The 22,853-nt window shown below is 70.1% G+C and carries 26 protein-coding genes and 1 pseudogene; 2 read left to right on the top strand and 25 right to left on the bottom strand.

The features are described 5' to 3' along the window. The 7 genes from K377_RS38080 to rpsB all read right to left on the bottom strand — a co-directional run. Nucleotides 1-305 (bottom strand): transposase (locus K377_RS38080; protein WP_146614826.1); only part of this gene is annotated, 305 nt, incomplete at its 3' end. Between the two features lie 235 nt (nt 306-540). Continuing rightward, complete coding sequence (locus K377_RS38075; protein ID WP_111668223.1) at nt 541-756, bottom strand: DUF6243 family protein; 216 nt, start codon at nt 754-756, stop codon at nt 541-543. Nucleotides 757-861: 105 nt separating this feature from the next. Beyond that, nucleotides 862-2,067, bottom strand: a complete 1,206-nt coding sequence (locus K377_RS38070; protein WP_111668222.1) for a phosphatidate cytidylyltransferase — start codon at nt 2,065-2,067, stop codon at nt 862-864. A gap of 31 nt (nt 2,068-2,098) precedes the next feature. After that, nucleotides 2,099-2,656, bottom strand: a complete 558-nt coding sequence (gene frr, locus K377_RS38065; protein ID WP_111668221.1) for a ribosome recycling factor — start codon at nt 2,654-2,656, stop codon at nt 2,099-2,101. A 189-nt stretch (nt 2,657-2,845) separates the two neighbouring features. After that, entirely contained in the window at nt 2,846-3,619 is a 774-nt protein-coding gene (gene pyrH, locus K377_RS38060) for a UMP kinase (protein ID WP_111668220.1), read from the bottom strand. 171 nt (nt 3,620-3,790) lie between these two features. Next, the gene (tsf, locus tag K377_RS38055; RefSeq protein ID WP_111668219.1) at nt 3,791-4,627 is read right to left on the bottom strand and encodes a translation elongation factor Ts; all 837 of its coding nucleotides are present in this window, start codon (nt 4,625-4,627) and stop codon (nt 3,791-3,793) included. 130 nt (nt 4,628-4,757) lie between these two features. Then, nucleotides 4,758-5,660, bottom strand: a complete 903-nt coding sequence (gene rpsB, locus K377_RS38050; RefSeq protein ID WP_111668218.1) for a 30S ribosomal protein S2 — start codon at nt 5,658-5,660, stop codon at nt 4,758-4,760. 289 nt (nt 5,661-5,949) lie between these two features. On the opposite strand from rpsB, the pseudogene K377_RS38045 reads away from it, so the two are divergent. Next, a pseudogene (locus K377_RS38045) lies at nt 5,950-6,438 on the top strand (M23 family metallopeptidase); the annotation flags it as partial. Between the two features lie 514 nt (nt 6,439-6,952). On the opposite strand, the gene K377_RS38040 reads toward K377_RS38045, so the two are convergent. The 18 genes from K377_RS38040 to proS all read right to left on the bottom strand — a co-directional run bounded on the left by K377_RS38040 (nt 6,953) and on the right by proS (nt 21,722). Beyond that, on the bottom strand, nt 6,953-7,510 hold the full coding sequence (locus K377_RS38040; protein WP_111668216.1) for a TetR/AcrR family transcriptional regulator: 558 nt from the start codon (nt 7,508-7,510) through the stop codon (nt 6,953-6,955). 156 nt (nt 7,511-7,666) lie between these two features. Continuing rightward, nucleotides 7,667-8,506, bottom strand: a complete 840-nt coding sequence (whiG, locus tag K377_RS38035) for an RNA polymerase sigma factor WhiG (RefSeq protein WP_111668215.1) — start codon at nt 8,504-8,506, stop codon at nt 7,667-7,669. Between the two features lie 393 nt (nt 8,507-8,899). Further along, nucleotides 8,900-10,078, bottom strand: a complete 1,179-nt coding sequence (gene dprA, locus K377_RS38030; RefSeq protein WP_111668214.1) for a DNA-processing protein DprA — start codon at nt 10,076-10,078, stop codon at nt 8,900-8,902. Then, nucleotides 10,075-11,694, bottom strand: coding sequence for a YifB family Mg chelatase-like AAA ATPase (locus tag K377_RS38025; RefSeq protein ID WP_111668213.1), 1,620 nt, complete (start codon nt 11,692-11,694; stop codon nt 10,075-10,077). Before K377_RS38025 ends, dprA begins: the two co-directional genes overlap by 4 nt. Further along, a complete protein-coding gene (locus K377_RS38020) occupies nt 11,694-12,077 on the bottom strand; it encodes a YraN family protein (RefSeq protein WP_181512750.1) in 384 nt (127 codons plus the stop codon). Before K377_RS38020 ends, K377_RS38025 begins: the two co-directional genes overlap by 1 nt. Nucleotides 12,078-12,194: 117 nt before the next feature. Continuing rightward, entirely contained in the window at nt 12,195-12,503 is a 309-nt protein-coding gene (locus K377_RS38015) for a DUF2469 domain-containing protein (protein ID WP_005311352.1), read from the bottom strand. A gap of 55 nt (nt 12,504-12,558) precedes the next feature. Next, complete coding sequence (locus K377_RS38010; protein ID WP_111668211.1) at nt 12,559-13,077, bottom strand: NUDIX hydrolase; 519 nt, start codon at nt 13,075-13,077, stop codon at nt 12,559-12,561. Next, nucleotides 13,070-13,810 (bottom strand): signal peptidase I, encoded by a 741-nt coding sequence (lepB, locus tag K377_RS38005; RefSeq protein WP_111668210.1) that lies wholly within the window; start codon nt 13,808-13,810, stop codon nt 13,070-13,072. Before lepB (K377_RS38005) ends, K377_RS38010 begins: the two co-directional genes overlap by 8 nt. A gap of 92 nt (nt 13,811-13,902) precedes the next feature. Next, nucleotides 13,903-14,868, bottom strand: a complete 966-nt coding sequence (lepB, locus tag K377_RS38000; RefSeq protein ID WP_111668232.1) for a signal peptidase I — start codon at nt 14,866-14,868, stop codon at nt 13,903-13,905. Beyond that, nucleotides 14,756-15,868, bottom strand: coding sequence for a signal peptidase I (gene lepB / locus K377_RS37995; protein ID WP_111668209.1), 1,113 nt, complete (start codon nt 15,866-15,868; stop codon nt 14,756-14,758). The genes lepB (K377_RS38000) and lepB (K377_RS37995) overlap by 113 nt, the downstream gene beginning before the upstream one ends. Further along, on the bottom strand, nt 15,861-16,592 hold the full coding sequence (lepB, locus tag K377_RS37990) for a signal peptidase I (protein WP_111668208.1): 732 nt from the start codon (nt 16,590-16,592) through the stop codon (nt 15,861-15,863). The genes lepB (K377_RS37995) and lepB (K377_RS37990) overlap by 8 nt, the downstream gene beginning before the upstream one ends. Before the next feature lie 45 nt (nt 16,593-16,637). Further along, nucleotides 16,638-16,988: a 50S ribosomal protein L19 gene (gene rplS / locus K377_RS37985; protein WP_018531094.1), complete on the bottom strand. Its 351-nt coding sequence runs from the start codon at nt 16,986-16,988 to the stop codon at nt 16,638-16,640. A 132-nt stretch (nt 16,989-17,120) separates the two neighbouring features. Beyond that, entirely contained in the window at nt 17,121-17,942 is an 822-nt protein-coding gene (gene trmD, locus K377_RS37980) for a tRNA (guanosine(37)-N1)-methyltransferase TrmD (RefSeq protein ID WP_111668207.1), read from the bottom strand. Beyond that, a complete protein-coding gene (gene rimM, locus K377_RS37975) occupies nt 17,939-18,502 on the bottom strand; it encodes a ribosome maturation factor RimM (RefSeq protein ID WP_111668206.1) in 564 nt (187 codons plus the stop codon). Before rimM ends, trmD begins: the two co-directional genes overlap by 4 nt. An 80-nt stretch (nt 18,503-18,582) precedes the next feature. Further along, nucleotides 18,583-18,822 (bottom strand): RNA-binding protein, encoded by a 240-nt coding sequence (locus tag K377_RS37970; RefSeq protein WP_111668205.1) that lies wholly within the window; start codon nt 18,820-18,822, stop codon nt 18,583-18,585. Nucleotides 18,823-18,824: 2 nt separating this feature from the next. After that, the gene (gene rpsP / locus K377_RS37965; protein WP_111668204.1) at nt 18,825-19,250 is read right to left on the bottom strand and encodes a 30S ribosomal protein S16; all 426 of its coding nucleotides are present in this window, start codon (nt 19,248-19,250) and stop codon (nt 18,825-18,827) included. A gap of 215 nt (nt 19,251-19,465) precedes the next feature. Next, nucleotides 19,466-20,062: a hypothetical protein gene (locus tag K377_RS37960; RefSeq protein ID WP_111668203.1), complete on the bottom strand. Its 597-nt coding sequence runs from the start codon at nt 20,060-20,062 to the stop codon at nt 19,466-19,468. 244 nt (nt 20,063-20,306) lie between these two features. Then, nucleotides 20,307-21,722 (bottom strand): proline--tRNA ligase, encoded by a 1,416-nt coding sequence (gene proS / locus K377_RS37955; protein ID WP_111668231.1) that lies wholly within the window; start codon nt 21,720-21,722, stop codon nt 20,307-20,309. Between the two features lie 256 nt (nt 21,723-21,978). Between proS and K377_RS37950 the strand changes: the two genes are divergently transcribed. Continuing rightward, the gene (locus tag K377_RS37950) at nt 21,979-22,839 is read left to right on the top strand and encodes an SAM-dependent methyltransferase (protein WP_111668202.1); all 861 of its coding nucleotides are present in this window, start codon (nt 21,979-21,981) and stop codon (nt 22,837-22,839) included. The last annotated feature ends 14 nt before the right edge of the window (nt 22,840-22,853 follow it).

Below are 22,853 nucleotides of genomic sequence, written 5' to 3'. Positions count from 1 at the left end.
CAGTCGAGTCCGCCCTGAGCACCCAGTTCGTCCAGGACCAAGCGATGAAGCTTGGCCCACACGCGAGCCTCGGTCCACACAGTGAACCGGCGAAAGGCGGTCACACCCGACAGGCCGAAGCCGGGAGGCAGTTGGTTCCAGGTGCACCCCGAGGTGGCCACGAAGATGATCGCGGCCAGCACCTCGCGGTCTCCTCGGCGACGATGTCCTCCGCCTTTCGGGCGCTCCGGGGCCGGCGGGACCACCCGTTGGAACAACTCCCACAGATCATCCGGCGCCAACCGTTCGACAAGCGCAGCAGCCATCACCCCAGCCTGCCGCAAGATCACGCCAACTGAAATGGCGTCTTAGGCATGGCTGTACCAGTGTCGCAGACAAATGGCGGTGACCTGGGTTCGTCCCCCTGGGACTCTGTCACCGACGGTCGCCGTCAGTGACCGTCGAGCGGCGTCGGACGGCCCAGGGACGGCAGCAGGGCCCGGACCACGCGTCGTGGTCCGGGCCCTGCCCCGCGCGGTGCCGCCTCGCGGCGGTGGTGCGTCAGCTCTGCGCGGTGTCGTCGTCCGACTGCCCGGTGGCCTCGGCCGCGCCGGTCTTCTCGCGCATCTTGCGCAGCAGCTCGGCCTTCTGGTCGGCCGCGCGCCGGCGGTCGAGGTTGCGGTGCGGTCCGTGGTTCTGCCGTTCGGCGCGCGACTGCTTCTTGCGCTGGCCGCCGCCCTGGCCCACGGGGTTGTTGATGTTCTTGCTGTCGGTCACGGGTTCTCCCGGCGGTGATGTGAAGTGATCTGCGGATTCATCGGTGGTGACGCCGACAGGGCGGGCGTCCCGCAGGCGCCCGCCCCCTCGAACAGCTCGCTCGGCTCAGGCCGAACCGACGAACAGCACCAGCAGCAGCCACACCACCGGCGCCGTCGGCAGCAGGGAGTCGAGGCGGTCCATGATGCCGCCGTGGCCCGGCAGCAGGGTTCCCATGTCCTTGATGCCGAGGTCGCGCTTGATCATGGACTCGCCGAGGTCGCCCAGGGTCGCGCTGGCCGCGACGCAGGCGCCGATCACCAGGCCCTGCCACCAGGTCCCGTCGTCGATCAGGAACTGCATGCACAGGACGCCGGCCACCATCGCGAACAGCACCGCGCCGAAGAGCCCCTCGCGGGTCTTTCCGGGGCTGATGCGCGGTGCCAGCTTGTGCTTGCCGAAGCGCCAGCCGATCGCGTACGCGCCGGTGTCGCTGACCACCGTCAGGATCAGGAAGGTCAGGACCCGCCAGGCCCCGTCGTCCGCGGTGAGCATCATCGCCACGAACGTCGCGAGGAAGGGGACGTAGAAGGCGGCGAAGACCCCGGCCGTCACGTCCTTCAGATAACCGTCGGGCGGCTCGGTCATCCGCCACACCAGGACCGCGAGCGCGGTCAGCGCCATCGCCACCCACGCGCCCTCGGGCCCGCGCACGTACCCGGCGACGACCATCGCCGCGCCGCCGACCGCCAGCGGCACGAGCGGCGCCTTGATGCCCTTGCGCTCGTCGAGACGCGAGGTGAGCTCCCACAGGCCCACCACGACGGCGACCGCTATCACGCCGACGAACACCGCTTTGACGATGAACAGCGACGCGATGATCACGGCACCGAGCCCGACGCCGACCCCTATGGCCGCGCCGAGATCCCGCCCCGCGCTCTTCTTCTGCTGAGGCTGCGGCTGCGGCTCCGGCTCGGACTGCGAGTGAGGTGCTGCGCCGGTCATGGGCTCCTGCGGGGTCTGCGACGACGGCGCCGGCCGCTCGGCCTGCGGGGTCGCCTCGTCGCGGAACAGGGGACCGCTCAGCCGAGCAGCCCCCCGGTCGTCCTGGTGGTCACCGCCACCGGCGGGCACGTCGGGCATATCGGGCACGATGGGCATGGGCCGAGTCTCCTCAACCGCGTGCCGTTCGTACGCGGGACCCGCCGGAGCGTGTCCCTGGTCGTACGAGGGGCCCTGACCGTACGCGGGACCTGCCGGGCCGCGATCCTGATCAGCGGGCCCCCAGTACCCGGGCCCGGTCTGCGGCGCCCCCCAGGAAGAGTCGTTCACGGATTCCTCGAACCTCGATGTTCCGCTCGGCTCAGACTTCGAGCAGCTCGGCTTCCTTGTGCTTGAGCAGCTCGTCCACCTGGGCCACGTACTTGGCGGTGGTGTCGTCCAGCTCCTTCTCGCCGCGACGACCCTCGTCCTCGCCGATCTCGCCGTCCTTGATCGCCTTGTCGATGGCTTCCTTGGCCTTGCGGCGGACGGAACGGATGGACACCTTGCTGTCCTCCGCCTTGCCCTTGGCGACCTTGATGTAGTCGCGGCGGCGCTCCTCGGTGAGCTCGGGGAACGTCACACGAATGATGTTGCCGTCGTTGCTCGGGTTGACGCCCAGGTCCGAGTCACGGATCGCCTGCTCGATGTTGCGCAGGGCGCTCTTGTCGAACGGGGTCACCACGGCCATCCGCGGCTCCGGCACCGAGAAGGAGGCCAGCTGGTTGATCGGCGTCAGCGCGCCGTAGTAGTCGGCCACGATCTTGTTGAACATCGCCGGGTGCGCACGGCCGGTGCGGATCGCGGCGAAGTCCTCCTTGGCGACCACGACGGCCTTCTCCATCTTCTCCTCGGCCTCGAGGAGGGTCTCTTCGATCACCACTTGCTCCTGCGTGTCTTGAGTGAGGCCCGGCGTGCACGGGGGCGGCCGGCTGCGTCGCGTCTGTTGCTTCCCGCACGGTGTGCCCGCGCGGCTTCCTGCGGTGTCCTGCGGTCCTGCGGTGTCCTTGCACGGTGTCCGACCGGCAGGACATTGTCCATCCCCCGCGGGGTGTTGCGGACCTGAGGGTCAGGCGCGGGTGCCCTGCTCGCCCACCAGCGTCCCGATCTTCTCACCCTTGACCGCGCGCGCGATATTGCCCGACGTGAGGAGCTCGAAGACGAGGATCGGGAGCTTGTTGTCACGGCACAGGGTGATGGCGGTCATGTCGGCGACCTTCAGGTCGCGCGTGATGACCTCGCCGTAGCTGAGCGCGTCGAACTTCACGGCCCCGGGGTTGGTCTTCGGGTCCGAGTCGTAGACACCGTCGACACCGTTCTTGCCCATGAGCAGCGCCTCGGCGTCGATCTCCAGGGCGCGCTGCGCGGCGGTGGTGTCGGTGGAGAAGTACGGCATGCCCATGCCGGCACCGAAGATGACGACGCGGCCCTTCTCCAGGTGGCGTACGGCGCGCAGCGGGATGTACGGCTCGGCGACCTGGCCCATCGTGATGGCGGTCTGCACGCGGCTGTCGATGCCCTCCTTCTCCAGGAAGTCCTGGAGGGCCAGGCAGTTCATGACCGTACCGAGCATGCCCATGTAGTCCGAACGGGCCCGGTCCATGCCGCGCTGCTGGAGCTCGGCACCGCGGAAGAAGTTGCCGCCGCCGATGACGACGGCGATCTGGGCCCCGTCGCGGACGACGGCCGCGATCTCACGGGCGATGGCGTGCACCACGTCGGGGTCGACACCCAGACCCCCACCCCCGGCGAACGCCTCACCGGAGAGCTTCAGCAGAAAGCGCCCCGCGCCTTTGCCGTCGTCGCTCTTGTCGCCCTTGTCTGCTGCCTGGGTGCTGGTCATGGATTCTCGCCTCTTCTTGCTTGGCACACATACGAAGAAGGCCATTGCCGATGGGGTGTTTCGCATCCCATGTGCGGCAATGGCCTCCTCGTCACATCTGCGGTCGTCCGGTGCGTACCCGGACGACTGCTGTCGACCCTAGCCGGGTCTCGCGTCGGGCGCGGTACGGACTCAGATGCCGACCTTGATGCGCGAGAAGCGCTTCAGGGTGACACCGGCCTCCTGGAGGACCTTCTCGACCGACTTCTTGTTGTCGAGCGCGTACGGCTGACCGAGGAGGGTGGCCTCCTTGAAGAAGCCGTTGACGCGACCCTCGACGATCTTCGGGAGCGCGGCCTCGGGCTTGCCCTCGGCGCGGGTGGTCTCCTCGGCGACGCGACGCTCGGACTCGACGACCTCGGCCGGGACGTCGTCCTTGGTGAGGTACTTCGGCGCGAAGGCGGCGATGTGCTGCGCAACACCCTTGGCGAGGTCGGCGTCGGCCTTGTCCAGCTCGACCAGGACACCGATCTGCGGGGGCAGGTCGGGCATGGTGCGGTGCATGTAGGCCGTGACGTACGCGCCGGTGAACTGGGCGAAGCGCTCCAGGACGATCTTCTCGCCCAGGGTGGCGTTGGCCTCGTCGACGTACGCCTGGACGGTCTTGCCGGCCTCGATCTCGGAGGCGAGCAGGGCCTCGATGTCGGCGGGCGACGTCTTGGCGATGTGCGCGGCCAGCTCGTTGGCCACGGCCTGGAACTTCTCGCCCTTGGCGACGAAGTCCGTCTCGCACTTCAGCTCGACGATGACACCGGTGGAGTTGTCGTCGGCGATGAGGGAGACGACAGCGCCGTTCTCGGCGGAGCGGCCCTCGCGCTTGGCGACGCCCTTCTGGCCCTTGATGCGCAGCGCCTCGACGGCCTTGTCGACGTTGCCCTCGGCCTCGTCGAGCGCCTTCTTGCAGTCCATCATGCCGGCGCCCGTGAGCTCACGGAGCTTCTTGACGTCAGCGGCGGTGTAGTTCGCCATGATCCTGGTTTTCTCTCTACGAAGTCTGAGTGTCTGACGACGAAAGGTCACGCACGGACGGCCACGGGTGAACGGCGGGGGCCGATGAAGGCCCCCGCCGCGTCACTCATGAAACCGAATTCCGTGCGGGTCAGGCCTGCTCGGCAGCCGGGGCCTCGGCGGCCGGCGCCTCGGCGGCGGGGGCCTCGGCGGCAGCGGCGTCGGCGGCCGGAGCGGCCTCCTCAGCCTTCTCCTCGGCCTTCTCGTCGGCCTTCTTCTCGCCCTCGAGCAGGTCGCGCTCCCACTCGGCGAGCGGCTCGCCCTGGGCCTTCTCGCCCGGCTTCTGGTCGCCCGTGGCGACGCCGGAACGGGCGATGAGGCCCTCGGCGACGGCGTCGGCGATCACGCGGGTGAGCAGGGTGACGGAGCGGATCGCGTCGTCGTTGCCCGGGATCTTGTAGTCGACCTCGTCGGGGTCACAGTTCGTGTCGAGGATCGCGACGACCGGGATGTTGAGCTTCCGGGCCTCGCCGACAGCGATGTGCTCCTTCTTGGTGTCCACGATCCAGACGGCGCTGGGAACCTTGGACATCTCGCGGATACCGCCGAGGGTCTTCTCCAGCTTGGCCTTCTCGCGCGAGAGCACGAGAAGCTCCTTCTTGGTGAGACCGGACGCGGCGACGTCCTCGAAGTCGATCTGCTCGAGCTCCTTGAGGCGCTGCAGACGCTTGTAGACGGTCGAGAAGTTGGTGAGCATGCCGCCCAGCCAGCGCTGGTTCACGTAGGGCATGCCGACGCGGGTGGCCTGCTCGGCGATGGCCTCCTGCGCCTGCTTCTTCGTGCCGACGAACATGACCGTGCCGCCGTGGGCGACGGTCTCCTTGACGAACTCGTAGGCGCGGTCGATGTACGACAGCGACTGGAGCAGGTCGATGATGTAGATGCCGTTGCGCTCCGTGAAGATGAAGCGCTTCATCTTCGGGTTCCAACGACGGGTCTGGTGACCGAAGTGGACGCCGCTCTCCAGCAGCTCCCGCATCGTGACGACGGCCATGGCCGTACTCCTCTGAGTGTTCTCGGTTGTTTCCTGACGTCCCGAGCGCGCCTGCCTCGTGCGTGAGCACGGGACCGAAAGGCGCTGACACGAACCGGTGACGGCTCGGTGTCGGGGCGTGCGAAGTCGATCCGGTGGCCCGGATCGCCACATGAAGTGTACGGGACCCTGGAGGTACCGGGTGACGCCGCTGTCCACAACCGCCCGGTAGTCCACGTTTCCCGGCCAAGATCCCCCGGGACGAGCGCGGGCGCGGATCATCTCAGCCATGCGACGACTACTGTGCGTGATGTTTCTGCTGGCGGCGCTGTCCGTCGGAACCCCGGTGCACGCAGCCGATCTCTGGCCGGTGGGCGACCGACCCGCGGTGGTACGGGCCTGGTCCCCACCGGCGTCGGCCTACGGCCCGGGCCACCGCGGCGTGGACCTCGCGGCCCCGATCGGTGCCCCGGTGCGCGCCCAGGCCGCCGGCCGGGTCTCCTTCGCGGGCCGGGTGGCGGGCCGGGGCGTTGTCTCGGTGGAACTGACGGGCACCGGGGATCCGCCCCTGCGCACGACGTACGAGCCGGTGGCGGCGACGGTGCACAAGAACGTCGAGGTCACCCCCGGCACCATGCTCGGCACCCTGGAACTCCCCACGGGCCACTGCCCACCGACCGCCCCGTCGTGCCTGCACTGGGGCCTGATCAGGGGCGACACGTACCTGGACCCACTGTCCCTACTCTCCCCGTCCGCAACACGACGCCTCCCGCCACGCCTGCTGCCGGTATGGGGCATCGCCCCCGCGCCATTCTGGAACGGGGAGCCGCTCCCGACTCCCCCGCTCGTCTGGTCACAGACAACCCGGCTCGGCCCGCCTGCCTGGGGCAACCCGCCACCATCAGCGACCCTGCCGAGCCCGCCCGCCTGGGGCAATCCGCCGACAGCAACGATCCCACCCGGTCCGCCCGCCTAAGGCAACCGCCACCACTGACGACCCGGCCCAGCCCACCCGCCTTGGGCAACCCGCCGACAGCAACAATCCCGCCCGGTCCGCCCGCCTAGGACAACCGCCACCACCGAGGCCCCGGCCCAGCCCACCCGCCTTGGGCAATCTGCCGCCTGGGGCGGCAGGGTGGGCAAGGCGGCACCCCGGCGCGGGGTGAGCGCTCCGGGCACGGCCCCACCACGACCTGCCGGGCGCGGGACGACCACTCCGGGGGGGGCCGAGAAACGGCCGACATGGTGCGGGGTACGCCCTCCAAAAACGGGCCCCGCCACGACCACCCCGGCGCGGAAGCGCACAGCGGGCGTCAGCCCTGAACCCCCCGCAGCACCATGGCCACGGCAGCATCCACGATCGCACCCGGCTCCTCGGCGGCCCCGAGCTCGATCCGCCGCACCGCCGCATCGACAACCCCCTGCACCAGCATCGCCGCCAGCCGCGGCTGCCCGTGCCCCATCTCCCCGAGCGCCTCGACGATCATCGCGACGAGCCCCCCGTGCGCGGCCCGGATCTTCTCCCGGGCCCCGGCGTCCAGCTCACTCGCGGAGATGGCGACGACAGCCCGGTGCCGCCGGTCCCCGACCAGCGCCAGCTGCTCCCGCACATACGCCTCGACCTTGCCCTCGGGCGTCGCGGCCCGGGCCATCCCGGCCTCGACCTCGGCGGCCCACACCGGGAAGTCGACGGCGCACAGCTCCTCGACCACGGCCGCGCGGGACTTGAAGTACTCGTACACGGACGACCGCGCGAGCCCCGTCCGCTCCGCGAGCGCGGGGAACGTCAGCGCCTCCGTCCCACCCTCGGACAGCAGGGAACGCGCGGCATCCAGAAGAGCCGCGCGCTGCATCGACCGGTGCTCGGCCACAGAGGCCGCTCGAATCCTTGGCACACATCCACTGTACGGACGCGCCGCCCACTACGGGAGCCTCAGCGGCCACGGCTGCCGGTCACCGGGGCATGCGGCGGCCGTCACCCACGGCACGGCAGGGACGATTCGCCAGCGCCGGCCACCCGAAGATCCTCAGCGTCCGAAACTCGCCAGTTTCGCGCGCAGCTGCAGTACCGACTTCGTGTGGATCTGGCTGACCCGGCTCTCCGTCACGCCCAGCACGTTGCCGATCTCGGCGAGGGTGAGCCCCTCGTAGTAGTAGAGCGTGACGACGGTCTTCTCCCGCTCGGGCAGCGTATTGATCGCCCGTGCCAGAAGCCGCCGCAGCTCACGGTCCTCGGCGACCTCCACCGGATTGTCGGCGGCCTGGTCCTCCAGGGTGTCCATGAGGCTGAGCCGGTCGCCACCCTCGCCCCCGACATGCAGCAACTCCTCCAGCGCCACCACGTTCGCCAGCGACAACTGGCTGAAAACGGCGTGCAGTTCCTCCAGCGCGACGCCCATCTCCTCGGCCACCTCGCTCTCCGAGGGAGAGCGCCGCAGTTTGGCCTCCAGCGTGGCGTAGGCCCGCTCCACATTGCGTGCCTTCTGCCGCACGGAGCGGGGGATCCAGTCCAGGGCCCGCAGTTCGTCGATCATGGCGCCGCGGATCCGGGTGATCGCGTACGTCTCGAACTTGATCTCCCGCTCGATGTCGAACTTCTCGATCGCGTCGATCAGCCCGAACACCCCGGACGAGACGAAGTCGGCCTGCTCGACATTGGGCGGCAGTCCGACGCTCACCCGGCCCGCGACGTACTTCACCAGCGGCGAGTAGTGCAGGATCAACTGCTCCCGCAGGCGCTCGTCGCCCGTCGCCTTGTACGACCTCCACAGCTCATCGAGCGAGGAGGGGGCCGGTGGCCGCACGCTGGAGCCGCGGGCTGCGGGGGGAACCGCCGCCCGGTCGGATCCGGAGGTGTGCTGTGGCATGCGCCGCCTTGTGCCGTTCTGCTGCTTGCCGAGTGACTCGGAGAGGGTGCCCCGGGTCTGGGCCGGAGCCTGGACCTGTGCGCCCGTGGTCCGGGTCGTGGGAGCCGCTGGGATCTTTTTGCTGGTGAAGATGGAGTGTTGCCCGTCTAGTGATGACTGGTACCGAGCTGCCTGCCTGATTACGGATTGAGGTGACGAAACCCGAATCCTGGTGAGCGTAGCGTGACTGCGGCGTCGCAGTGTGCGAAGGGGCGGGGGTCATACGCGCGCAGATACGTTCCCTTGGGGGACTTGCGCGGACGGTTCCGGTACCGAACGCGATCGGGACAGAGCGTCAACTACCGGAATTGCCAAGGTCATCGAGGGGTCATCCGGACGGCGCAACACCGTGGGTCAGGATCCGCCTCCGTCCGCCGAGACCGACCGAATCGCCTGGCGTGTCAACTTCCAGCCGTCGCCGTGTCGTTCGACGAACCCCAACGAGCGCAGTTCGTACAACCGACCGGTCGTGTCGTCGTCGGTCGCACCGGCCTCCCGGGCGACCTCGGCGAGCGTCCGGGTCCCGCGCGCCGGCAGCGCCGCGAGTACGCGCGCGGTGGCCGGGGCCAGCAGGTCGCGCGGCACCACGGGTCCGCGTCGCTCCGGGGCGAGCTCCCCCATCTCACCGACCAGCTCGACGACTTCCTCGGCGTCCGTCACCAGCACCCCCTCCCTGCGCAACAGTTCGTGGACCCCGGCGGAGACGGCGCTGGTCGCGGGGCCCGGCACCCCCATCACATGCCGCCCCGTGCGCAGCGCCCAGCGCGCCGTGCCGAGCGCTCCGCTGCGGTAGGCCGCCTCGACGACGACCGTGCCGCGGGTGAGTGCGGCGATCACCCGGTTCCGCAGAATGAAGCGGCTGGGCGTGGGGTGAGCCCCGGGCGGCAACTCACCCACCACAAGACCCTGTTCCGCGACCCGGTCGATCAACTGCTCGTGTCCGCGCGGATAGGTGCGGTCGATGCCGCAGGCGAGGACCGCCACCGTGGCCCCGGTGGCGCCGAGGGCTCCGCGATGGGCCGCGGCGTCGATCCCGTACGCACCGCCCGACACGACCACCCAGCCGCGCTCGGCGAGCCCGGCGCCGAGGCTCGCGCCCATCCGCACCCCGTAGTCCGTGCAGGCCCGCGCGCCCACGACGGCCACCGAGCGCAGCGCCCACATCCGCAGGGACGGGCCGCCGCGCACCCACAGCCCGAGGGGCCGCGCGTCCCCCAGGTCGTCCAGCTGTCCCGGCCACTCGGGGTCCCCCGGGCACACGAAGCGCGCCCCGAGCCGGCCGGCCCGTGTCAGGTCGAGCTCCGCGGGCGGCGCTTCCCTGGCCCGCGCGACCAGGCCCGCCCAGCGCGCCTCGCGCACCCCGGGCAGCGCCGGATCCGCCGCCCCCTCGTCGGCCTCGTCGATGCGCCGGACCGTCTCCACCGCCCCGAACTCCCGCAGCCACCGACCGGCCGGTTCCCAGCCCGGCTCGACGATCCGGGTCAGCCGGGCCCGCGCGAGCCGCACCTCGTCCGGGACGCTCCGCCCGGTCATGTGCCGGACCCGATCGTCATGGGCGCCCCGCGCGAGATGCCGGTCCGCAGTTGCAGCGCGAGCGCCACGTCCTGTGCGCAGGGCCGGTCGCGTCCGCCGAGATCGGCCACGGTCCAGGCCACCCGCAGCACCCGGTCGAGCCCGCGTGCGGTCAGGAAGCCGCGCTCCAGGTCCAGTTCGGCCTCGTCCAGGGCGCCCGGGGCGGCCGGCCACCGGGTGCGCAGCGCGTGCCCCGGGACTTCGCTGTTGGTCCGCCACGGCGACTCCGCGAAGCGGGCCCCCGCCCGCTCCCTCGCCAGGCGCACCCGGTCGGCGACGACCTGGGTGGAGTCGCCGCGCGGCCCGTACCCCGCCAGTTCGTTGCGCGTGACGGGGTCCACCTCGACGCGCAGGTCGACCCGGTCGAGCAGCGGTCCGGAGAGCCGGGACTGATACCGCCGGACCATGGCCGGCGGGCAGTCGCACTCGCCGCCGTGGACCCGGAACTGCCCACAAGGACAAGGGTTCGCGGCGAGGGCCATCAGGAAGCGGGCGGGCAACCGCACCACTCCCGCGCTGCGGGCGATGACGACATGCCCCGCCTCCAGCGGCTGCCGCAGGGCATCGAGCGCCTGCCCGCTGAACTCCGGCGCCTCGTCCAGAAAGAGCACCCCGCGGTGGGACAACGAGACGGCCCCCGGCCGTGCCGTCCCCGGACCGCCGCCGACGAGGGACTGCATGGTCGCCGAGTGGTGCGGCGCGCAGTACGGCGCGACGTCGATCATCGACGTGCCCGGTGGCAGCATGCCCGCCACCGAGTGGATCGCGGTGACCTCCAGGGACTCCTCGCGGGTGAGCCGGGGCAGGATCGCGGGCAGTCGCTCGGCGAGCATGGTCTTGCCCGCGCCCGGCGGCCCGGACAGCATCACGTGGTGGCCGCCCGCGGCGGCGACCTCGATCGCGGTGCGGGCCGACAGCTGTCCGACGACATCGGCGAGATCGAGACCCGGCCCGTCGTGCGGCTGGCCGCCGATCCCGGTGCCCGCCCCGCTGCCGGGCATGCTCAGTCCGGCCAGCATGGGATCGGGGCGGCCGTGCGTCTCCGGCTCCTCGTCCGGCACCGGCTCGTCCGCGAGGACCGCGATGAGCTGGCGCAGGCTGCGCACGCCGAGGACGGAGATGCCCGGCACGAGCGCGGCCTCGCCCGCCGTGGACTCCGGGACCACCACCTGCTCGTAGCCCGCGTCGGCCGCGGCGAGCACGGCCGGGAGCACCCCGCGCACCGGCCGCACCCGTCCGTCGAGCCCCAGCTCCCCGATCATCACGATGTCGGAGAGGACCCGCGGGTCGATCCGCTCGGCTGCACCGAGTACGGCGCAAGCGACAGCAAGATCAAAGCCCGAGCCGCTCTTCGGCACGGACGCCGGACTGAGCCCCACGGTGAGCTTCTTCTGCGGCCAGTCCGCCCCGGAGTTGACCACGGCGGCCCTGACCCGGTCCCGGCTCTCCACCAGGCTCTTGTCGGGCAGCCCCACCAGCGTGAAGGCGGCGACCCCCGGCTCCAGGTCGGCCTGCACCTCGACGACGACGCCCTCGACACCCACCAGGGCCACGGAACACGTACGCGCGAATCCCATCAGGACACCCCCCGCACATGCTCGACGCGGGGCGCTCCGCGCTCCGGCAGCAGGACACCGACGAGATCGATGCGCACCCCGCCGGGTGGCGCCCCGCCGTGCTCCTGCACCCACCGCTCGGCGAGATCCCGCAGCCGCCGCGCCTTGACCGGCGTGATGGAGGCCATCGGGTCCTCGAAGGGGCTGCCCCGGCCTGATCCGCCCACGGCCCGGCGGGTCTTGACCTCGCACACGACGACGGCGTCGCCGTCCCGCGCCACGATGTCGATCTCGCCCGACCGGCCCGCACGCCAATTGCGTGCGAGCACCGTCATCCCGGCCTCGGCCAGCCGCCTCGCGGCCAGATCCTCGCCGTACTTTCCCAGTGCGCTCTGTGCGTTCACGTCGGCACCACCTCCGACGCCCACGCTGAGGCAGCGGCGACGATGAAGTGGATCTTGGTGAACTACCGGCAGGTTGTGGAAAACCCCGTCACCCGCAGGACGGGCAGCCGGTCGGACTCAGCTCCCCGGAAGCTCCAGGTCGCTCTTGTTCAGCTCCTCGATATTCACGTCCTTGAACGTGAGCACACGGACCTGCTTCACGAACCTGGCGGGCCGGTACATGTCCCACACCCAGGCGTCCGCCATCGACACCTCGAAGAACACCTCACCCTGGACCGAGTGCACCTGCATCTCGTAGTCGTTGGTGAGGTAAAAACGCCGCTCAGTCTCGATCACATATTTGAACAGACCGACGACGTCGCGGTACTCCCGGTAGAGCTTCAGCTCCATCTCGGTCTCGTACTTCTCGAGGTCCTCGGCGCTCATGGCATGTTCCCCTTCAGCCGTGCGTCCCCCTATTGTGCGCCAGTCTCTGGGGCCTCTAGACGATTTCCGTGTCGAGGACCAGCGGCCGGCTCGGGGGACCTTCGTCGAGCAGCCGGTTCAGCAGCTCGGCGAGTCTGGTCGGATACACCGTCTCATGCGCTTCGGTCAGTTCCCGGTACGTCCACCAGCGTGCTCCGACGACGCTGCGTCGTTCCAGGTCGGTCAGGCCCGATTCATTGATCATCGATCCCGCGTCCGAGGGCACCGGACGGCGGGTGCGGGCCAGGAAGTACCACTCGTCCTGATCCCAGCGCCGCCCGTCGAACGGGAAGGAGCACGAGCGCTGCCACAGCACCGGGCCCAGCTCGACGTCCGTCACGCCGGTCTCCTCGGCGAGTTCCCGCAGCGCCGCCTGCTCGCGCGTCTCGTCGCCCTCCAGGCCGCCGCCCGGGGTGAACCACCAGTCGTTCGCCGGGTCGTCCGGCTCGTGCCCGTGCAGCAGCAGAATGCGGTTCTCCGGGTCGAGCAGCACGACCCGGGCCACCTTGCGCAGTCCGTCGCCCGGCTCAGGCACGTACCGGCTCCGTACGGGGGGTCCGCGAGCGCCGCGAGCGCTTCGAGATCGGGCCGTACGCGGCCCCGCCCAGCACCAGCACCGCGCCGCCCACCACCGCGTACACCATCCACTTCAGCGGTCCGGGCTGCGAGATGCCGCCGGGCATCGCCTCGAAGCCGGTGGGCTTGGCCAGCATGCCGTTCAGGGGCCAGGCCACGGCGTCCACCCGGGCCTGTACGGCGCCGCGCTCCACCGAGCCGTTCTCCGAGTCGCCGAGGTGGACGCTGGAGTCCAGGGAGCCGCTGCGCTCGTCACCGAGCAGGAAGAGCCGGCCCTTGGGCACCGTCGTGGTCTTGATGCCGGTGAGCGAGGCGTTCTTGCCGGACGGCAGATACCGTTCGTCGATCTTCTTGCCGTTGACGGTCAGCTTGCCGTCGGTGCAGCAGGCGACCTTGTCGCCGCCGATCCCGACGACCCGCTTCACCATCGGCATGTCGCCCCAGGTGGCCTCCTGGAAGACGACGACGTCACCACGCTTGACCACGCTGCCGTCGATCCGCTGCGCGAGGACCCGGTCGCCCGCGCCGATCGTCGGCGTCATCGAGTCGGTGGGCACCGTGTACGGCTGGTACACGAAGGCACCCCACACGAATCCGCCGAGGAACAGCACACAGCCGAGGGCCACGGCTATGCCCGACAGCATGCTGCCGGCCTTGCCGTGGCCCTCGTCCGTACGACGTGTCCTGCTCATCCCAGTTGCTCCCCAGCGTCGGAGAAATCGACCTCGCGGCCCGGCCCCGCAATGGCGCGGACCACGGAAGATCGGCGATCTGGGACGGCACCCTACCCGGCGGTACCGGTCGCAGAAACCCTGGTGTTCCCCTCGGTAAGGCCCTTGTTGATCTTGCGCCTGCGCCAGATCACCAGCGGCACCGCGCCCGCGAGACCGAGCGCGCCCGGAGCCGCGCTCGCCGCCGCGTTGATACCGGACTGGTCGAAGGTGTCCGGGACGGGCAGCGTGGACCAGTGGGTGGGCGGCCAGGCGACGACGATCGCGCGGCCCACGACGTTGTCCACCGGGACGAAGCCGTCGTTCTTGTCGTTCTGGTGGTAGCGGGAGTCCATGGAGTCCTGGCGGTGGTCACCCATGACCCAAACTTTGCCCGCGGGTACCTTCACCTTGAACGTTCCGCCCGCGTTGTCCGCGCTGCACGGGGTGTTGCCCGCGTAGACGTACGACGACTCGTCGAGCGCCTTGCCGTTCACCTTGAGCGGGCCCGTGCCATTGCACTCGACGGTGTCGCCCGCGACACCGATGACGCGCTTGATGAGGTCCTTCTCGTCGGCGGACGGCATCAGACCGACCCAGCTCAGCACCTGCTGGATCGCGTTCGGATCCGCGGTCGGCTCGCCCTCCAGCCAGTCGGCCGGGTCGTGGAAGACGATGACCTCGCCACGGTCGGGCTTCGAGCCGAACCAGGGCGTGAGCTTGTCGACGAGCACCCGGTCGCCGATCTTCAGCGTGTTCTCCATGGACGCCGACGGGATCGAGAACGCCTGGACCAGGAACGTCTTGATCAGCAGGGCCAGGACCAGCGCGATACCGATGAGGAGCGGCAGCTCCTTCCAGAAGGAGCGGGGCTTCTTCTGCTGCCTGCCGGTGTCGTCACCGCCTCCGGTATCCGCCTGCACACCCTCACCGGCTGCGGGCCCCTGGTCCGTCACGGCCGGATTCGCCGCGTCGTCGGATCGCCCGGGCTGCTCTTCGGGCCCCTGCCCTGACCGTGCGCCGACCGCCAAGTCCCCCACATCCACTCCTCACTCCGTGCCGCTGCCTGATCCCTACGCGATGCAGGCCCACCACTCCCATAACGAGCGGGAGTTCCGCAGGGGTCGGGAGGGGGATCATTCCGTCCGAATCCGATGCGTTCGAACTCATGACGGCGCTGTTCGTGGTGGCCACCTTATGCGACGCGCCGGACGCGGCGGTCGATCCGTCACCTTGCGCGTCGGCCACGGCGGAGAACGTCTCGGGCTCGCCCAGGGTGGTCCAGTTGCCGATCGGCCAGACGATGGCGCGGGCCCGGCCGACCACCGAATCCTCGGAGACCGTGCCGTGGTAGGCCTCGGTGAGGTGATAGCGGGAGTCCGCCGAGTTGGCGCGGTGATCCCCCATGACGAACAGCCGGCCTTCGGGAACCTTCACCGAAAAATCGAACTTCGAGGGGGCGTTGCCGGGGTGGATGTACGAAGTCTCGTTCAGCGGCGTCCCGTTCACGGTGACGCGGCCCTGCTTGTCGCAGCACTTCACGGTGTCGCCGCCGACCCCGACGACCCGCTTGATCAGATCGCGGTCGTTGTCGGAGGGCAGCAGCCCGATCCAGGTCAGCCCCTCCTTGACCTGCTTGACGCCGACCGGCGGGTCCTTCTTCTGGCCGGCCTCCGCCGTCAGCCACCTGCCGGGGTCCTTGAAGACGACGACATCACCGCGGTGCGTCTCGGCGCCGAACCACGGGGTGAGCTTGTCCACCACGACCCGGTCGCCGATCTTGATCGTCTGCTCCATGGAGCCGGACGGGATCACGAAGGCCTGGACGAGGAACGTCTTGAGGACCAGGGCTATGAGCAGGGCCACGCCTATGAGGAGCGGTATCTCCTTGATGGCCGAGCGCCTGCGCCTGCGCTTCACCTTGCGCGCGAGCTTGCGCCGCTCCGCGCGCCCCGGGTGCGCGGGCCCGCTGGTGGGCCTGCTCCCGGTGGGCAGCAACTCGTCGCCCTCGCCGCCGCGCCCCCTGCCCCGCCTACCCATGCGAGCCGCCGGGTGCGGGCACGCGCGCGTAGACGTCAGGACGGGCCAGGGAGCGCCAGTGCCCGGTCGGCCAGGCGACCCATTCGGCCTTGCCGATCACATGGTCGAGCGGGAGGAAACCGCCGCCGGGCGCCCCCAGGAGTTCCCGGGAGTCCCGGGAGTCGCCGCGGTGGTCGCCGAGCAGGAAGAGGGTCCCGTCGGGGACCTTGATGTCGAACGACACCTCGGAGGGCGCGTCTCCGGCGTACAGCAGGGAGCGCTCGTCCACGGGTTGCCCGTTCACCTCGATCCTCCCCCTGCTGTCGCAGCAGACCACGTGGTCTCCCCCCACACCCACGACCCGCTTGATGTAGTCGGCCTCACCGAAGTACCCGTCGCCGTCGAAGACGATCACGTCGCCGCGCTCCGGTTCGGCACCGAAACGGTACGCCAACTTATTTACGAGAACGCGGTCCCCGACCCTCAATGTGGACTCCATGGAGCCGCTGGGGATCTGGAACGGCTGCATCACCAGGACGCTGAAGGCGAGCAGGAGCGCCAGGCAGCTGAGCACCGCGAGCGTCACGCGGCCGCCGGGCAGCCAGGCGGCGACCGCGTCGACGCCCCGGGACAGGGCGTTCCGGGAACGCAAAGAGGAGCGCGACCGGTCCTCCTCGCCCTCCGGGGTGTGTTCCGCGGGCTGGGAGGAGCGGTCGCGCTCCACGTGCTGTGCTTCGGTGTCCATCGAGGCCAGATGCTATCCGGCGACGCGACGACCCCGAACGCGAGATCAGTTCTCGCGCTTCTCCTTGATCTTCGCGGCCTTGCCGCGGAGCTCGCGCAGGTAGTAAAGCTTGGCGCGACGGACGTCACCCTTGGTGACGAGCTCGATCTTCTCGACGATCGGGGTGTGGACCGGGAAGGTGCGCTCCACACCGACGGAGAAGGAGACCTTGCGGACCGTGAAGGTCTCGCGGACACCGGCGCCCTGGCGGCGGATGACTACGCCCTTGAACTGCTGCACACGGGAGCGGTTGCCCTCGATGACGCGGACGTGGACGTTGACGGTGTCACCCGGGCGGAAGGCCGGGACGTCGCTGCGCAGCGACGCGGCGTCGACGGAGTCGAGCAGGTGAGACATGATCGTCTGCTTTCTTCGCCGATGCCACAGGTCATCGGCGGGAGGTATGCGATGAGTTTCGGTAGCTGATCGCGTCGGGCCTTGCGTCGTTCCCCCTGTGGCAGGGGCGCAGGTCGGACGTACAGCAGCGGCCTATTCTTCCACGGCCCCGGGCATTGGCCCAAATCGTCCGTCGGGGCCCGGGCCCCAGCCCAGGATCGAGAGCATTTCGCGGTCCTTCTTGTCGAAGGCCTTGGGGTCGGTGCGCTCGATCAGGTCGGGGCGGTGGCGCACGGTGCGGCGCAGCGCCTCGTCCCGCCGCCAGCGGGCGATCTTGCCGTGGTGGCCGCTGAGCAGCACGTCGGGGATGTCCCGGCCGCGCCACTCGGGCGGCTTGGTGTAGACGGGGCCTTCGAGGAGGTTCGCCATGTCGCCCGGCGCGAAGGAGTCGTCCTGGTGCGAGGCCGCGTTGCCGAGGACGCCGGGCAGCAGGCGCGCGACGGCCTCCGTGACGACCAGGACGGCCGCTTCCCCGCCCGCGAGGACGTAGTCGCCGATGGAGACCTCGTAGACCGGCATACGGGTCGCGTACTCGTCGATGACGCGGCGGTCGATGCCCTCGTAGCGCGCGGGCGTGAAGACCAGCCAGGGGCGCTCGGAGAGCTCGACGGCGAGTTCCTGGGTGAAGGGGCGCCCGGAGGGCGTGGGGACGACCAGGACGGGCCCGTGGGCGCCGCTCTCGTACCCGTCGGCGAGCACCTCGTCGAGGCAGTCTCCCCACGGCTCGGTCTTCATGACCATGCCGGGGCCGCCGCCGTAGGGGGTGTCGTCGACCGTGTTGTGGCGGTCGTGCGTCCACTGCCGCAAGTCGTGCGCGTGGACGTCGAGTTGGCCTCGCGCGCGGGCCTTGCCGACGAGGGAGACGTTCAGCGGTTCCAGGTACTCGGGGAAGATCGTGACGACGTCGAGCCTCATGCGGACGCGTCCTCGTCGGACTCGGCGTCCCGGCTGGAGGCGATCTCGGCGCGGTCGTCGATCAGGCCGGGCGGCGGGTCGATGACCGCCTTCTGCTCCTCGAGGTCGATCTCGGTGACGATCTCCTCGACGAACGGGATCATGACCTCGCTGCCGTCGGGCCGCTCCACGATGAACAGGTCCTGCGAGGGCAGGTGCGAGATCTCGGTGATCCGGCCGACCTCGGTGCCGTCGACCGTGATGACGTCGAGGTCCATGAGCTGGTGGTCGTAGAACTCGTCCTCGTTCTCCGGCAGCTCCTCCGGGTCGACCTCGGCGATCAGGATCGTGTTGCGCAGCGCCTCCGCCGCGTTCCGGTCGCGTACGCCCGCGAAGCGCAGCATCAGCCGGCCGGAGTGCACCCGGCCGGACTCGATGGTGAGCGGCCCGGTGGAGGCGGGGTCGGTGGCGAGCACCGCACCGGGGCCGAGCCGCAGCTCAGGCTCGTCGGTGCGCACCTCGACGGTGACTTCACCCTTGATGCCGTGGGCGCGGCCGATGCGCCCGACTACCAACTGCACGTCGGAAACTCTCCTGTCATACGACTAGGGCCGGGGACGGCCCGTAAGCCCTCCCCGGCCCGAGCCGGTGTTCAACTTTGTCAGCTGACCTGGTCCACGTCGACGAGGTCGACGCGGATACCGCGGCCGCCGATGGCGCCCACGACGGTCCGCAGAGCGCGCGCGGTGCGGCCGTTGCGGCCGATCACCTTGCCGAGGTCCTCGGGGTGGACCCGGACCTCGAGTACGCGCCCACGACGCAGGTTGCGCGAGGCGACCTGCACGTCGTCGGGGTTGTCGACAATGCCCTTCACGAGGTGCTCAAGAGCCTCCTCGAGCATGCTCAGGCCTCGGTCGACTCGGACGCAGCGGCCTCGGCCGTGTCGTCCTTCTTCTCAGCCTTCTTCTTCTGGGTGATGGCCTCACCCTTGGGCTCGTCGGCCGTGGCCAGCGCCTCGAAGGAGGGGCGGGCGGACTTCGGCTCGGCGACCTTCAGCGGCTCCGGGGCGGGCAGACCCTTGTGCTTCTGCCAGTCACCGGTGAGCTTCAGGATGGCCATGACCGGCTCGGTCGGCTGCGCGCCGACACCCAGCCAGTACTGCGCGCGCTCCGAGTCGACCTCGATGCGCGACGGGTTCTGCACCGGGTGGTACAGGCCGATCTCCTCGATGGCCCGGCCGTCACGGCGGGTACGGGAGTCGGCGACGACGATGCGGTAGTGAGGCGAACGGATCTTGCCCAGACGCTTCAGCTTGATCTTGACTGCCACGGGAGTGGTGTCTCCTGGTCTTGACGTGGGTGGGCACGGCGAGATTGCCGCGTGGGGTTGCGGTACCCGAGTGCCCGATGGACGCGTCAGCCGGAGGAGAGAGGGGTCCTGTGCGGCTGTCGAGTACAGCTAGCCATTGTGCCATATGCCGAGGGGGCGACCGAACCGGAGTACGGTCACCCCCCTTCACCCCACCAGGAGCGGGTATCCGCAGGTCACCCGGCGGCCGCACCCACCACTTCCGGGATGCGGAACGGCTTGCCGCAGCCGCCGCACACGATCGGCGCCTGGGCGAGCACCGACGGCACGACGCGGACATTGCGGCCGCAGTCGCAGACGGCCTTGACGCGGACCCCGCCCCCGGAGGAGCCGTGCCGTGCGGCCGGTCCGCGGAAGCTGCGCTTGGTGTCCGCGGCCGTGGCCGCGGTGTGGGCCTTCAGGGCGCGCTGGAGCCGCTCGATCGTCTGGCGGTAACGCTGCTTCGCCTCCGGGTTGAGCGTGACCAGTGAGAAGCCACTGCTCGGATGCGGCTCCTCGGGGTGATCGAGGCCGAGCTCCTCGGCGATGGCCAGGAATCTGCGGTTGTGGTACCGGCCGGCGCGCGAGGTGTCGCGGATTCCGCGCGCGGCTGCGATGCCATGGACTGCCTCGTGAAGCAGTCGCTCGAAGGAGAGCTCGTGTCCGCAGGCGGACGACGACTCCCCGATCAGGGATTCGGGCGCGGCAAGATCCGGCAGTTCGGGGTGGTGCCGCTGAATGTCGGCCCACGCCCCTGCCAGCTCTGCGGCGAGAACAGGTGGTGTCGTGCTCACGTCGTGACAACGAGCCGGGGTGCCTCCGTGTTCCTATTCCGGGGCATCCCAAATAATTTGCACGTACCAGTCAGTTGCCGCTGATGCGTCCTGACGAGGGCGGGTGCGCTGATCTGCGGAGAAGAAGCACAGCTCGCACCAAGGTGGTGCGTAGCGTCACGTACGCCCCGGCGCGTAGGCGGATCTACGCACCGGACGCCGGATGCGCAAGGGTCACTTTCGGCCTCGGCCGGTTCGAAGGACCTCAGTAGGCGCGCGCCACGAGGGCGACGTTACCCGGTGCGTCGTCCGCGTCCGGCACCGCCCCGTCCGCCGTGAGCAGGCACCGTACGGAGATCGCGTGCTCGGCGAGCCTCGCCTCGCCCGTCTCGCCGAGGGTGGCCCACGGGATGCGGGCCCAGCCGCCGGCCGTCACCGCCTCAATGGCCTCGTCGACCGTCGTCACGTCGGTCGTCCGGGACTCGCGGCGCTCGCGCGACTGCCGCAGCAGGAGTGCCTGGTCGGCTTCGAGGACGTTGGGCAGCAGGGCGGCGAGCCCGTCGATCGCGACCGGTTCCTTGCCGCCGGGAATGCGGCGGGCCAGCATCGCGGTCCCGTTCTCCAGGTCGCGCGGGCCGACCTCGACGCGGACCGGCACGCCCTTCAGCTCCCAGTCGACGGCGCGGCGCCCGAAGGGGGTGTCCGTGCGGTCGTCGACGTGGACCCGGATGCCGGCCGCCCTGAGCGACGTACCGATCTCGCGCACCTTGGCGAGCACGGCGGCGTCGTCCTTCACGGCGAGGACGACCACCTGGGTGGGCGCGAGGCGCGGCGGGACGCGCAGGCCGTTGTCGTCGCCGTGCATCATCACCAGGGCGCCGATCATGCGGGTCGTCGAGCCCCAGGAGGTCTGCCAGACGAGTTCCTGCCTGCCCTCCTTGGAGAGGTACCGGGTGTGGAACGCCTTGGCGAAGTTCTGGCCGAGTTCGTGGCTGGTGCCCATCTGGAGGGCCTTGCCGTCGCCCATCATCCCTTCGAGGGTCAGGGTGTTGACGGCGCCCGCGAAGCGCTCCTTCGGGGTCTTGCGGCCGAGAACGACGTCCATGGCGAGCACGTTCTCCATGAAGTCGGCGTACACGTGCCGGTGGATGCGCGCCGCGAAGTCGCGCGCCTCCTCATAGGTGGCGTGCGCCGTGTGGCCCTCCTGCCAGAGGAATTCCGTGGTGCGCAGGAAGAGCCGGGGCCGCAGTTCCCAGCGGACCACGTTGGCCCACTGGTTGATGAGCAGGGGCAGGTCGCGGTAGCTCTGGATCCACTTGGCGAAGTAGTCGTTGACGATCATCTCGGAGGTGGGGCGGACGACGGCGGGCTCCTCGAGCTCCTTGCCGCCGCCGTGGGTGACCACGGCCAGTTCGGGCGCGAAGCCCTCGACGTGGTCGGCCTCCTTGGTGAGGTAGGACTGCGGGATCAGGAGCGGGAAGTACGCGTTCTGCGTGCCGGTCTCCTTGATGCGCGCGTCCATGTCCTGCTGCATCCGCTCCCACAGGCCGTAGCCGTACGGTCGGATGACCATCGTGCCGCGCACCGGTCCGTTGTCCGCCAGTTCGGCCTTGGCGACGATGTCCTGGTACCAGCGCGGGAAGTCTTCCGCCTGGGGCGTGAGAACGGGTGCTTTGGGCATGGCGCGCATGCTACGGCGATGACTGCGGAGCACGGGAATCCTTTTCGCCCGTATGCCCAGGCGTGCACCCGTCATATGACCGTCGGGGGGCGCACGACGGTGCACGCGCGCATTGTCCGTACGCCTGCCCGACACCCCCTAGACGTGGCGGACGATGCGGAGTTTTCTGGCATACGGGGGGAGCGCGAGCAGGACGCGACAACGACACGTATCGGCGACAACTCTCGGCATCTCTCGGCGAATTGGGGAACTTTCCATGACTCCTACGCTCGTGCAGCGGCACCTGCCCCACGCGGCGTCCGTGCCGCGCGCGGACCTGTGCGCACGCGCGCGTGACTGGGCGGAGATCCAGGAACGAATGCTGGTCCCGCTCTACGAAGCGGTGTACGAGCGGCTTGAAGTCGGCTCCGGCACCCGTCTCCTGGGGCTCGGCTGCGGTTCCGGTCTCGCCCTCCTCATGGCCGCGTCCCGCGGCGCCGTCGTGACCGGCGTGGAGTCGGGCGAACCCGAGCGGCTCGCGCTCGCCCGCGAGCGGCTGCTGCCCGAGGCCTGGTCAGGACGGCGCGGGCCGCGGACCCGGCTCACGGACGGCAGCGACGACAGCGTCGTGGCCGCGCCCGGCGACAAGCCGTACGACATCATCACCGCGTTCGAACCGATCGGCTGCACGGCCGACGACTCGGAAGGACTGTCGGCGCTCCTGGAGAGCGCGGCGCCGCTGGCCGCGCGGGGCTCCGCCGTCGTGCTGGTCGGCTGGGGTCCTCCGGAGCGCTGCACCGCGTCGTCCGTGCTGCGGGTGGCGACGAAACTGGCCGATCCGCTGCGCACCGCGGTCAGCTGGCGCCCCGCCCTCCGCGACGACCTGGAGGAGGTCGCCCAGCGGGCCGGACTGCGGCCCGACGGCTCCGGCCGGGTGGCGTGCCCCTTCGGGTACGCGGACACGGAGAGCGCGCTGAAGGGGCTGCTGTCCACCGGTCTGTTCGACGCAGCCGTCGGAGCGACGGACCCGACCCAGGTCGACAAGGAGGTGACGGAGGCGCTCCAGCCGTACGTGCGCAGGGACGGCACGGTGTGGATGCCCAATGTCTTCCGGTATCTGATCGCCCGTACCGTCTGAGGCGTGCGGGCGGG

This window comes from Streptomyces sp. PsTaAH-137 (assembly GCF_003259365.1).
Classification (GTDB): Bacteria; Actinomycetota; Actinomycetes; order Streptomycetales; family Streptomycetaceae; genus Streptomyces.
This window is presented reverse-complemented; position numbering and strand designations above follow the sequence as displayed.